The sequence below is a fragment of the Bacteroidota bacterium genome, from assembly GCA_016711505.1.
In the GTDB taxonomy this organism is placed as follows: domain Bacteria; phylum Bacteroidota; class Bacteroidia; order AKYH767-A; family 2013-40CM-41-45; genus JADKIH01.
Genome location: JADJSV010000009.1, coordinates 109,498 through 122,353 on the forward strand (window position 1 = coordinate 109,498; position 12,856 = coordinate 122,353).

The window sequence follows — 12,856 nt, forward strand, 5'->3', positions numbered from 1 at the left end:
AGCAGTTCGATTAGGGAACGCTATCGGTGATTTGAAATTGTACGACTGTAAGAATTGATAATAGAAAACGAAAACTTTGCTAAAAGGTTGCTTCTGAGCGATAAAAAGTAACGAAACTTAAAAGTTGTTTAAGATTTAAAGATTAACGTTGGGACATGGCAACATTAAACTTTAAACATTAAACAACCTTCAATATAGCAAAAAAGGCCTCACTCTCGTGAAGCCTTTCAACTATTTCTTTTCTTCCAGCATCAACTGTCTGATATATTTCACAGGAGCGCTGCCATAACTTAAAAATTTCTCATGCCAGTCTTTCAATTTGAACTGGTCACCTTGTTTCTTTTTCATTTCTTCACGGAAATCGTAGATCTCTGTGTAGCCAGTAAAGTAGCAACAAAGTTGAACCTGTGTCAATGAAACACGACGCCATTTGTTTTCTGCTTCTGTTTTTTGCTGGAATGCTTCATTCATCAATAGATTCAGAGCATCTTCCTTAGACATATTTTTCGTGTGAACGGAATTATCTAAAATGAAATTACAAGTACTTCTTAAATTCCATTTGTAGTACATCAGCCACATTTCAGGTTCGTTGTTTCCATAACCTTCTTCAAGCATCATTCTCTCCGTGTAAACTGCCCAACCTTCGATCATAGAACTTGCACCTAACAAAGATTTGATAAGGCTTGGCGATTGATTTGCATAAACCAGCTGTGTATAATGCCCGGGAATTGCTTCGTGGATATTCAGGATCTGCAAAATGTACTGATTGTATTCACGCAAATAACTTTCTGCGCGGTCTTTATCCCAACCTGATAAACTTCCAACGTTGTAATACGTGTTTCCTGTTTTATCATAAGGACCGGGAGCTGAGATTGATGCTCCTGCTACTCCAGCCATATAATCAGGTTCTTTTCTTACGACAAGAGGCTTTGATGGATCGATGTAAATAAGATTCTTTTCTTTGATGAAATCAACAAGAATCGGAATTTGTTTTTCAATTGCAGACTGAAACGAATCCGGTTGTACATGAATCAAAGACAGTTTGTCGATCATCTGACGGATCATTTGCAGACTGTCTTTCGGCATGTCTTGTCCTGCGAAATATTTTGGCCAGAGTTTTACTGAGATCTCAGCCATTTTCTGGTGCAATTCAGTTTTGTGAGCAATAGCTTTTGCCAAAACTTCATCGGCAGTATAACCTGACTGAATATCGAATTCGAATTTTTTCTTGTACAGATCATTTCCTAACCGGAAACTTCTCGGGCTATCATTTTTTAATGATTTCAGAAATTCTACATATGATTTGATAGCATCAACAGCAAGTTTCGAGCGTGTAGAAATTTCTGTTTTTTCACCTACCGGAAGTTTCGATTCTTTTAAAGCATTCACAAGATCATTCTCGAAAACAGAAATTCCACCGAGATTTTGTTCAATAGCAAGTTGTGTATGTTCAACAGTTGGGTTCTTGATATTTTTCTTTGCCGCTTCGTAATATGCCGGAACATTTACGAGTTTCATTCCAAGATTATGCAGACGATCATCAAGTGAATCATAATTGTTATTGATCATTTCCGCGAATTCGCCGGAAACATTATATCCTGCGGGATTCCATTCGCCGGATTTCATTTCATTGATTGACCAGACAATTGATTTCAACTGATTCTCTATCATATAAAGATCTGTCTTGTTGTTATCAGACAAATTTTTCAGATCGAATGATTTCAGTGAATCGAGATTTGCATTTGCAAAAGCAAGTTGTTTTGCATCATATGCAGCATCAGGAACAAATAAAACATTATCGAAATTGTGATATCCCTGACTACTGGCCCAACCCGGATAAATTTCCCACATTCTTTCAACGAAACCATTTTTGAATTGATCGAATTGCTGATTCTGATCTCCGCTTGTTTCAGTCTTCTTTGAATTACAACCAAAACCTGCTATGATCAATAGCGATAGAGTAAGTATCTTTTTCATAGTGCAATGATATGAAAATAATGATAGTATGGAAACCATGTATCACCCCAATCACACCTGAATTCTCTTAAGAATTTGTTAAATTATGTGAATAGTATCCATAAAAAAAGCCCCACAATGTAGGGCTTGTAATAATCTTTCAATCGGATCATTTAGATGCTTCAGCAAATCTGCGATTTACTTCATCCCAATTGATCACATTCCACCATGCCGACATGTAGTCAGGACGACGATTCTGATAATTCAGATAGTATGCATGTTCCCATACATCGCATCCAAGAACCGGAGTTCCTTTTACCTCTGCAATATCCATTAAAGGATTATCCTGATTTGGTGTTGAAGTAACTGCAAGTTTTTTATCAGCACCAACGATCAACCATGCCCAACCACTTCCGAAACGAGTAGCACCGGCTGTATTGAATTTTGTTTTGAATTCATCGAATGAACCGAAGGCAGAATCAATTGCTGCTGCGATGGCACCGGTAGGATTTCCGCCACCGTTTTGTTTCATCACTGTCCAGAACAATGAGTGATTGTAATGTCCACCGCCATTATTTCTGACAGGCATTGGATATTTTGAAATGGTTTTACAAATATCTTCGATGCTTAATTTCTCTGCATCAGATCCTGCAATAGCACCATTTAAATTTGTAACGTAAGCCTGATGATGTTTGCTGTGATGGATCTCCATCGTACGTGCATCGATATGTGGCTCTAACGCATTGTATGCGTAAGGGAGTTTTGGAAGTTCAAATGCCATTTGTATGTGTTTAAAATTTTAACAAAGATATGGGTAAATAGTGTTCAATTCTGTTAGGACAATAAAAATTTTAACACTAAGACCACTAAGTTTTTAGCGAAAATGGACCTTAAAAGGACATACGTGTTCTTGTGACAAAAGCTTAGTGAACTTGCGTTTAATTTTTAAGCGTTAACAACTAAACTAATTCTTATGCAAAGAAGCCATTAAAAACCCATTTGCAATTCCCACAATTAATCCCGCAGCAATATCTGTCGGAAAATGTTTACCCGCTTTGTAGCGGAGATAACCGGTAGTAATCGGAATAGCTGCTGCTGAAATATATAAATAAGGCAATGCTTTGCTATCAGGGTAATAAATACTGTAAACTGTAGCCGTGAAAGCAGCAGCAGAAGCTGTCATTGCAGTATGTCCTGAAAAAAAAGATGCATTTGCATCTGCTTTTCTTTTTTCACTCATTGGTGCTGATGGATTGTAAACAAAAGGCCGCGCGCGATCAAGCAGTCCTTTTACAAACTGGATCTCAGCACCTGCCAGAAAAGTAGTTTGTATGTATACAATTGACACACTCCCAAAATCTTTCCTGATTTCTTTATCTGCTAATAAAATAGCAGGCAATGCAATTGACGAAACCAGCATAACATCAGAAGCCTTTTCAGCCGAATGCGAATAATTTGCAGTTGCTCTTCTGTCAAATGAATTGATGTTCGAAATTGAAAGCGAATTGATTTCAGTTTCTGTGAGTGGAGTTTTGTTACGGTAAAAATAATTACCTCCGAAAAAAAGTGATATGCTTGCTCCTGAAATTATATAATCATTCGGTTCGGATAATTTAATTCTTTCCTGAGCACTGCTTATATTCCCAACAAATATTAGTTGAGAAAAAAGAATTACAACGACTCTGGAAAAATAATTCCGCACTTAACTGCCTTTAATTGCAACTTGTTTTTTATCGATCAGCTCAAGCGCTTTTTTCAAAGTGTTATCGAGTGATTGGATCACAGGATAAAAACCATCATTCTTCCACACTTGTCGTGCAATCAATGCTTTCATTTGTGTCCGCATGATCTCATCTGAAATTTTCATTCCTTCAGCATTAGGTTTTACACCACTTTTCTCTGCGAAAGAAACAAAATCATTAAAGATAGATTCATTGATCCTGAATCCTGAATTGAATTCATCAAAGGTTTTAAATTTATTTAAAGTACTTCGGTTGTTATCTACGTATTTGTAAACGAATTCAGTTATAAGGCCTTTTGAAGACACATCAGAATAATACTGTGATACACCACTTGTATCAAGCGATACAAAAATATCCGGCATAATTCCACCTCCTCCATAAACAACTCTTCCACCGGGTGTAGTGAACTTCAATGAATCACTGAAACGAATACTATCTGAACTCAAAAGTTCTCCATGCTTTAAACGGACAGCGAGTTCATTTTCGTAATCATCATATGTTCCGTCATAAGGTTTCTGAATACTTCGTCCGGTTGGAGTATAATATCTTGCAATAGTAAGTCTGATTGCAGAACCATCCGGAAATTCACTTTGTTCCTGAACCAGTCCTTTACCGAATGAACGACGACCGACAATTGTTGCGCGATCCCAATCCTGCAAAGCACCTGAAACGATCTCGCTTGCTGATGCACTTCCTTCATCGATCAATACGACTAAGGCACCGCTTTCAAAGAAACCATTTTTTGTGGCAGCATATGATTCTTTCGGACGCGAACGACCTTGTGTATAGACGATCAGTTTTTCTTCGGGTAAAAATTCATCAGCTAACTGAATTGCAGTTTTTAAATAACCACCCGGATTACCACGAAGATCAAGAACAAGATTTTTCATTCCCATTTCTTTCAGCTTCACAAAACCATCGATGTATTCTTCATAAGTCTTGTCGCCAAAGTGACTGACTTTTATATATCCTGTTTCAGGACTTAACATATATGATACATCGACGCTATAGATAGGAATTTTTCCACGAGTGATTGCATAGTCGATCTGTTTTCCTTTTCTGTAAACAGTCACTTTCACTTTTGTTCCACTTGGTCCGCGAAGATTTTGCATGACCATTTGATTAGTAATTTTTATGTTCGCAACATTTTTCCCATCGACCTTAATGATCCTGTCACCGGGTTGAATGCCCAATGCATCAGAAGGTCCGCCGGAAACTGCTGTAACTACCATGATCGTATCTTCCTGAATATGGAACTCAACTCCAATTCCATCGAAATTACCTTCCAATGGTTCATTCGTTGATTGAAGTTCGTCTGCAGGAATATATGCTGAATGCGGATCCAGCTTATGGAGCATTTCTTCAATAGTACTTTCAACCAGTTTTTTCTGATTTACGGTATCGACATATTCCTGATTTATATAATTGATAACATCATTCAGTTTATTGAATTGCCCTGTTCTGAATGAAAAAAACGAATTTTCATTTTTTGTAGATTGATTCAATCTCAATCCAACATAAATACCTACTGCAATGAGTCCACCGAAGATGAGTGGTAACCAGATTTTTAATTTGTTCACTTCGTTATATGATTTTATTAGCCGAATTCAATCGGCATCAATATACTTAAACTGATTTTTTTCGAAAATGTTTTGAAAATAGCTGATTTAACATCACTATAACATCCCAAAACAGGTTGATTTTAGCCTTAAAACGCAGTATGATTATAGATTTACAGAAAGTTGTTCTTTCTTCTGATATCTTTCCACCTGAACACCGAATTGTTTCAAAAATTCCACGCCTTCATCTATGCCAATACCCTTATATTCAGCATAGCTATTGAGATAGATCACTTTCTTGATCCCCATAGTAAAAATGATTCTCGCACAAGGTAAACATGGTGAAAGTGTAACATAGATCGTGCACCCTTCAATCGGAACGCCATTTTTTGAAGCATAAAGAATTGCATTTTGTTCGGCATGCAATGCCAGTGAACAGCTTCCTTTACTATCGCGTGGACACCCAACATCCGGCCATTCTTCATCACAATTGTGAGTTCCTGCAGGGGGACCATTATATCCTAATGAAACGATTCTGGTATCTTTTGTCAGAACAGATCCGACTTTTATTTTTACGCAATGTGATTTATGGGCCAGATTCTGGGCCAGCTCCATGTAGATCTCATCAAAACTTGGACGATGCATAGTGCAAATGTAGGTAATTTTGTCCTCATTAGGATAACAAGCAAGGTCTACTTCGCTCCACCTATTCTCTGAAGCCAGACTTTGGCATCAGAATAATCAGGTTTCAGGTCAAGTGCTTTCTGCCAGTTCTCCCGGGCTAACTGAACATTTTTTCTGAAGAAATAAATTCCGCCCAGGTTATAATATGCCTCCGCATTGGAAGGATTAATTTCAATAGCAGTTGTATACAAACGTGCGGACTCCTCAACTTGATTTTTTGCAAAAGCAACATTGCCTAGTTTGACCAGTTGAGTGCTGACCAAAGTTCTTCCGGCAGAATTTGAGATTAGTTTATCTGCTTCATTGAGTGCTAATTTTGCCTGTTGAATTGAATCCAGACTTGCATAAGAAAGCGCCATATATACAAATGCATCATGGAAATCAGGAATTATTTCAATTGCTTTTTTATAATTGGCAACTGCATTATTATAATCTGCCATTTTGAAATAAGCAGACCCACAATCATAATATGCTTTCGCATGATTCGGATGAACTGCTATTGCTTTTTTATAAAACAGAATTGCGGAATCATTTTTATTTAAATTAAAATACAGATCTCCGCGATTAACAAGTGCATCAGAATTTTCAGGATCATTGAGAATTGCTTTTTCATTGTCAAGAAGTGCATTTGCAATATCATTTTTCTGATAGTAGATAACTGCACGATTATGGTAACCATCAGGACGATGCGGAGCAAGTTTTATGACCTCTGAGAAATCTGAAAACGCTTTATCCATTTCTCCAATGGCTTCGTAATATTGACCACGATTCATATAAGAGGTAGGGACCTCCGGATCCTTTTCAATGATATCGTTCCAGAGAGAAAGACTGTTTTTCCATACCGGAATTCTTGCATAGGTAAGTCCTGTAAACATTATTCCTATAGCAACTAAAACAAAAGAGAACTTTTTTTCAAGGGCAGGTTTATTTTCCAGTAATGAAAATATGGCCATGAAAATTCCTACACATGCAAGATATGTAAATCGTTCGTAGATCAAAGCTGAATTGACTGCTACAATGTGCAGAACAGGGAAAATGCAAATCATAAAAAACAAAAGACTTCCTGCAAAACGCGGATTCTTTTTGTAAGCTAAAAAGATGCTACCAATTGCAAGTGCTAAGGTAATTATTCCTGTAATTAATCCAATGATATAATCTGAACTTCCACTTTCAGGAAAGCGGTGAATTGCAATCTGATCGAATGGAAGCAGAATTTTTACCACATACAAACCAAATGCAATTATTGAGTAAAGCACCTTGTCTAAGAACGAAAGCGGAACAGAAAATTTATCCGCAATGAGTTCACCTTCTCCTGAAATAGCGAATAATCCGATTAAGAATGCCAATACTAAAAAAGGAATTTTATTAATCAGTCGCTTTACTTCAAATTTCTTATCAAGCATCAGATCGGAAATGATCAGTACAAATGGCAATGTAATCGCCTGTACTTTTGACAATAACGAAATAGCACAAAATAAAATACTCGCAATCAAATAGAGTTTCTTTTCAGTGTGATAATATCTGAGGTACGAGAGCCATGACAACAAAAAGAAAAACAAATAGACAACATCTTTTCTTCCCGCTATCCAGACTACAGCTTCTGTTGCTAATGGATGTATGGCAAAAAGAAAAGTTATGATCAATGCTGAAACATCCTTGAACCGTAATTGTCGCAGACAAAAGAAAAGAAGCAAGACATTTGACAAATGAAAAAATAAATTCACTCCATGACTCCACCCCGGTTTTAATTTTGCCATTTCAAAATCAAAAGCAAATGTGAGTAACACTACGGGGTTATAACTCAGCATAAACTTGCTTGTAAAGATCTCTTTTACTTTTTCAAAATTTATGTCACGAACCAAGGGTGCTTCTTTGATATAGGCTTTATCATCCCAATTTGTTGAATCAAATTTTGTGACACCTTGATAGACAAAGTATGTCAGGATCATAACCACAAACAATCCCGATGCAATAAAAAGTTGTTTGCCCGACTGCTTATTTGGCTTCTTAACTTCCGGCTTTGGATTATTTCGGGACATAAATTCAGGTTTGAACGAAACTTGTTGGTTGGATTGCAAAGATTAGCAATTTAGGACGAAAAACCGACATCGCAAAGTGGTATAGGTCAAGTAGTTGCAAAGTAGTCGATCTTCTTGGGAAAGGTTTGCAGGTTACAGGTTTGAGGTTTCAGGTTTTGCCAACCTGAAACCTCAAACCTGTAAACCTGAAACTGAAAATTTTTCCAACCAATATACTTGAGACTGAAAACGATAATAAGAGAGGAATAGAGTTTTTCCTTTGAAATTACCCAATGATTTCTATTTTTGCATCAAACTTAATTATATGAAAAGGTTCTTAACACGCTCGCTCGCTTTTGGTTTGATCGCAATTACGGCAAGTTCATGCAGTAATAACAAGCCTGAGCAAACTACTGATGAATTTGCAGATACAACAACAGTTGTTGATACTGCAAAACAAAAAGCAAGAGAGAAACTTGAATTTAAATTCTTTTATACTATAGCAAATCTACCGTCACCGATGGAAATGATCAATGCTATCTATGAAAACAATGTTCCTTTCAACAGAGATCTTCTGAACTCATCTTCTAAAGCTGCTAATTATACTACTGCATACAAAAAAAGCAGTAAACTATGGTATCTATGGAATTGATATGGCTTATACTGCTTTCTATGGACAAAATCAGGATTTGCTGGATTACTATTCTACTACAAAGAAAATGGCAGAGAAATTAGGTGTTCAGGAAACCTTTGACAAATTTACATCCAGCTTCCGGGAGAACTCTGACAACAGAGATTCTTTAGTAAAGATCATTGACCGCGCTTATACCGAAACAGATTCTTATCTGAGAAGTAATCGCCGTCTTGAAGTTGCATCGCATGTCCTAGCCGGAAGTATTGTTGAGGTGCAATATCTTAGTATAGAATTATTAAAAAACATGGAATATGGTCCTTCAAATGCAGATCTTTTTGAACGTGTCTATAACCAAAAACTTTATCTGGATAATCTTATCAGTTTATTCTCTGATTTGAAAAACTATCCAAGTTCAGCACAATTACTTGAACAATTAAAAGGAGTCAAAGTTGTTTTTGATGAAGTAAAAGAACCAAAACAACTTACAAAAGAAAATCTTGCCAAAATGAGCGCAGCAATGGGTGCAGTACGGGCGGATATGATTAAATAAGTCAAAAGTCAAAATATGTGAAGAGGAATGGCAGCATTCCTCTTTTTTTTTGCTTTATATTTTGAGATTGTCACTTCCCTTTTTAATGTATCGTTCTTTTTTACTTTTGAATTGTGATTTTTGACTTATACAGAAAGCTTTTATTATATTTGACTACCTATGAGTGAAAAAATACTCCAGGCTCTGATGCAACTTTTTGCTATTGGAGCCGCCCTGGAACGATTAACATTACAAAGCCGATCTGTTGTTGAAGGATTTTTAAGACAGCAGGTAAGCTTACAGCGTGTCGATGAGTATCTGCGTCTGTTTGATGAATACATGGAAAAGTATTCAGGCAGTAGCGATGATATCACACGAACAAGAAAAAAAATTGCATTCAGTTCCGTGCGGGCATTACGAATCTGTACTGAGATCAACAAAGAATTAAATACTCGTCAGAAGTACATCGTTTTTTTACGTCTTGCAGAATTTATGCAATCTTCGGAACTGGAAATTACAGAACCGGAAAAAGAATTTTTAGAAACGGTTGCAAATGTTTTTAACATCAGCAGTGAAGAATATTCCCTTTGTCAATCGCTTGCAACTTCAAAATCTATTCTAAAAGATTTTGATTCACAAAATGTACTGATAGTAACTGCGCGCGAGAACATCGACATTCAGAATGCACATCAATTATTGCATGATGATTTAGATGGAATAATGATCTTCCTCTATTTGAAAAATGCTGGAATATTTTTCTTGTCATACCGTGGACAAGACTCATTTATTGCCAATGGCCAACCGATTGACAATAGCAGAGCAGCAGTAATTACACAGGGTGCTGTTATCCGTTGTTCACGTTTAAAGCCTATTTATTACAGAGACATTATCCGGCCATTTCTTTCGTCGAATGAGTCTGATACCTTTCAGTTTTCAGCAAGAAATATTGATTATGTTTTCAGCAATGGGAAAAAAGGGCTTCACAACATAAATTTTACTGTCAACTCCGGAAATCTGACCGGTATTATGGGTGGCAGCGGTGCCGGAAAATCTACATTGCTCAATGTTCTGAATGGAAGTATGAAACCATCATCAGGACAAGTTCTCATCAACGGAAAAAATATTTATGAAGGAAATATCGCTGAAGGACTAATAGGAAATATTCCTCAGGATGATCTGCTGATCGAAGAGTTAAGTGTCTTTCAGAATTTATTTTACAATACTAAACTTTGCTTTGGTGAATTAAGTGATGATGCCATTCAAACCAAAGTACTTGACGTTTTAGATTCTTTAGGATTGATGGAAATAAAGGATCTGAAGGTTGGAAGTGTATTGAACAAAACAATTAGTGGTGGACAAAGAAAGCGGCTGAATATAGGACTGGAACTTGTACGTGAGCCATCGATATTATTTGTTGATGAACCGACATCCGGTTTGTCATCGAGAGATGCAGAAAACGTAATGGATTTATTGAAACAACTTGCTTTGAGTGGCAAGTTGATCTTTGTTGTTATCCATCAGCCATCTTCAGATATCTTTCGTTTATTCGATCAGCTATACATGCTCGATACGGGCGGATACCCGGTATACTTCGGCAATCCGGCAGATGCTCTGATCTATTTTAAACGTCAGGTTCATCTTACCGATGCCGAACAAAGTGAATGCTCTGTCTGTGGAAATATAAATCCCGAGCAATTATTCAATATAATTGAACTACATGAAGTCGATGAATTCGGTAAGTCAACAAACAACAGAAAAATAACTCCTAAAGAATGGAATGAACTTTACAAAAATATAGAGACAGCAAATGTTGAAGACAGCAAACTGGAATTATCTGTAAAAAGAAATAAAAAAGCCGGACCATTCTCTCAGTGGAAGATCTTCTTTACACGCGATCTGCTTTCTAAACTCAGCAACAAACAATACATGCTGATCAATTTACTTGAAGCACCGGTTCTGGCACTGGTTCTTGGATTTATACTGCGGTATTCTTCAGCATCTGACTACGAACTGATCTCAAATCCAAATTTACCGGCTTACCTTTTCATCTGTGTAATTGTTTCTTTGTTCATGGGACTTTCTGTGAGTGCAGAAGAGATTATCCGCGACAGGAAGATCAGACAAAGAGAGAAGTTTCTGCATTTAAGTAAAACAAGTTATTTTCTCAGTAAGGTTAGTTTGCTGTTTATAATTTCAGCAATTCAAACTTTATGCTTTGTATTGATCGGAAATGCATTGATGGGAATTCATGATATGAACATGACGTATTGGATGATCTTATTCACTACAAGTTGTTTTGCAAATTTACTTGGGTTGAATATTTCAGCAGCACTTGATTCGGCTGTTACCGTTTACATATTGATTCCGTTCCTGTTGATCCCACAAATATTATTGAGTGGAGTCATCGTCAGATACGACAAATTACATCCTCTGATAAATTGTAATGAAGGAGTGCCATTGATTGGAAATGTTATGACTTCACGATGGTCCTATGAAGCACTCACTGTTGAACAGTTTGCCAATAACCCGTTTGAAAAACAATTCTATTCAGAAGAAGCTACTATGAGTCAGGCTACTTTTAAGAAAGACTGGTGGGTTGCAGCAATGCGTGAAAAGACAGACCGGCTTGAAAGAATGATGCTGAACAAAGCAAGTAAAGATTCTATTAATGTTCCTATTACAATTTTGAAAACTGAGCTTAGTTCGGAGCCCGCTTTGTTAAATTCAAAAAAGGCTGTACTCGTTTCTCAATTGACCTATGAAAATGTAAACCCGGGTACTATCACTTTACTTCGAAGTACGATGGATGAGTTAAGAGAGTTTTACATTGAAAAATTCAATAAAGCAAATGAGGCAAAAGAAAGAAAGATTGAAGGGATGACGTCAGGAAAAGACGGTGAAGCAGGATTTCTTTGGATGAAAAACAGATATGAAAATGAAAGTCTTGAAGAGATGGTTAGAAACAGCAACCAGGTTGAAAGGTTAGTTATTACAGACGAAAAGATAATTCAGCGTTTTGAACCGGTGTTCCATGAAAATCCAAATGAAAGTTTTTCAAAGGCACCAATGTTCTCATATTCAAAAATTGTTTTCGGAAATAAGACAAACACCTTGTACATAAACATGCTGGTGATCTGGCTTATGTCTCTTACGCTTTATATTACTTTGCAGTTTGATATATTCAGGAAAGTGATTGAATTGTTTTCAAAACGGAAATAAAAAATATAACACTAAGTTCACTAAAATTTATCACAAGAGCACACACTCATTTTAAATTATCACTTGTGTTCTTGTGCTGAAAACTCAGTGATCTTAGTGTTAAAATTACACATAGCAATTGAACGACTAAGCCTTCATCATTTCAAACGGAATTTTCACCAGTGCACTATAATCTTCGCCTGCTTCCATCATATCTTCATCGTCGACATCATAAAACCAGCTTACTTTCACGCTGCTCTTGCCACTGAGATTGATTGTTTCAAGTCTGCGAAAAACATCCAGCAAACATTTCGAAGAGCTGGTATTAAAATATTCCAATCTTACTTTTAATTCCGTTGAAGAATTTGGCGACTGACCATAATTATCTATCCATTCAAAAACAGGGCGGTAAAATTCCAGAGAGTTTTCCGGTATAGACTTACCTTTCAATTCAAGAATTCCTGTTGTAGCAGCAAAAGAAACCGATGGTGTCTTTATACTTTCTTCTATGATTAAATTATTCATCTGGTAGTAAT

At 36.6% G+C, this 12,856-nt stretch carries 10 protein-coding genes; 3 read left to right on the top strand and 7 right to left on the bottom strand.

What is annotated here, in order from left to right:
* Nucleotides 1-231 precede the first annotated feature (231 nt).
* The 6 genes from IPL24_11510 to IPL24_11535 all read right to left on the bottom strand — a co-directional run bounded on the left by IPL24_11510 (nucleotide 232) and on the right by IPL24_11535 (nucleotide 7,980).
* Complete coding sequence (locus tag IPL24_11510) at nucleotides 232-1,977, bottom strand: DUF885 domain-containing protein (protein ID MBK8364271.1); 1,746 nt, start codon at nucleotides 1,975-1,977, stop codon at nucleotides 232-234.
* Between the two features lie 148 nt (nucleotides 1,978-2,125).
* A complete protein-coding gene (locus IPL24_11515; GenBank protein ID MBK8364272.1) occupies nucleotides 2,126-2,737 on the bottom strand; it encodes a superoxide dismutase in 612 nt (203 codons plus the stop codon).
* 183 nt (nucleotides 2,738-2,920) lie between these two features.
* Nucleotides 2,921-3,658, bottom strand: coding sequence for a phosphatase PAP2 family protein (locus IPL24_11520; GenBank protein ID MBK8364273.1), 738 nt, complete (start codon nucleotides 3,656-3,658; stop codon nucleotides 2,921-2,923).
* Nucleotides 3,659-5,278, bottom strand: a complete 1,620-nt coding sequence (locus tag IPL24_11525) for a S41 family peptidase (protein MBK8364274.1) — start codon at nucleotides 5,276-5,278, stop codon at nucleotides 3,659-3,661. It abuts the gene before it with no gap.
* Nucleotides 5,279-5,422: 144 nt separating this feature from the next.
* Nucleotides 5,423-5,902: a dCMP deaminase family protein gene (locus IPL24_11530; protein ID MBK8364275.1), complete on the bottom strand. Its 480-nt coding sequence runs from the start codon at nucleotides 5,900-5,902 to the stop codon at nucleotides 5,423-5,425.
* A 47-nt stretch (nucleotides 5,903-5,949) separates the two neighbouring features.
* Nucleotides 5,950-7,980, bottom strand: a complete 2,031-nt coding sequence (locus tag IPL24_11535) for a tetratricopeptide repeat protein (protein MBK8364276.1) — start codon at nucleotides 7,978-7,980, stop codon at nucleotides 5,950-5,952.
* A 304-nt stretch (nucleotides 7,981-8,284) separates the two neighbouring features.
* Between IPL24_11535 and IPL24_11540 the strand changes: the two genes are divergently transcribed.
* The 3 genes from IPL24_11540 (at nucleotide 8,285) to IPL24_11550 (ending at nucleotide 12,341) form a co-directional block, all read left to right on the top strand.
* Nucleotides 8,285-8,611 carry a hypothetical protein gene (locus IPL24_11540; protein MBK8364277.1) on the top strand — a complete coding sequence of 109 codons (327 nt, stop codon included), beginning with the start codon at nucleotides 8,285-8,287 and terminating at the stop codon, nucleotides 8,609-8,611.
* 1 nt (nucleotide 8,612) lies between these two features.
* Nucleotides 8,613-9,143 carry a hypothetical protein gene (locus IPL24_11545; GenBank protein ID MBK8364278.1) on the top strand — a complete coding sequence of 177 codons (531 nt, stop codon included), beginning with the start codon at nucleotides 8,613-8,615 and terminating at the stop codon, nucleotides 9,141-9,143.
* Nucleotides 9,144-9,302: 159 nt separating this feature from the next.
* Complete coding sequence (locus IPL24_11550; GenBank protein ID MBK8364279.1) at nucleotides 9,303-12,341, top strand: ATP-binding cassette domain-containing protein; 3,039 nt, start codon at nucleotides 9,303-9,305, stop codon at nucleotides 12,339-12,341.
* Between the two features lie 126 nt (nucleotides 12,342-12,467).
* On the opposite strand, the gene IPL24_11555 is transcribed toward IPL24_11550, so the two are convergent.
* Nucleotides 12,468-12,845: a DUF1987 domain-containing protein gene (locus IPL24_11555; GenBank protein ID MBK8364280.1), complete on the bottom strand. Its 378-nt coding sequence runs from the start codon at nucleotides 12,843-12,845 to the stop codon at nucleotides 12,468-12,470.
* Nucleotides 12,846-12,856 lie beyond the last annotated feature (11 nt).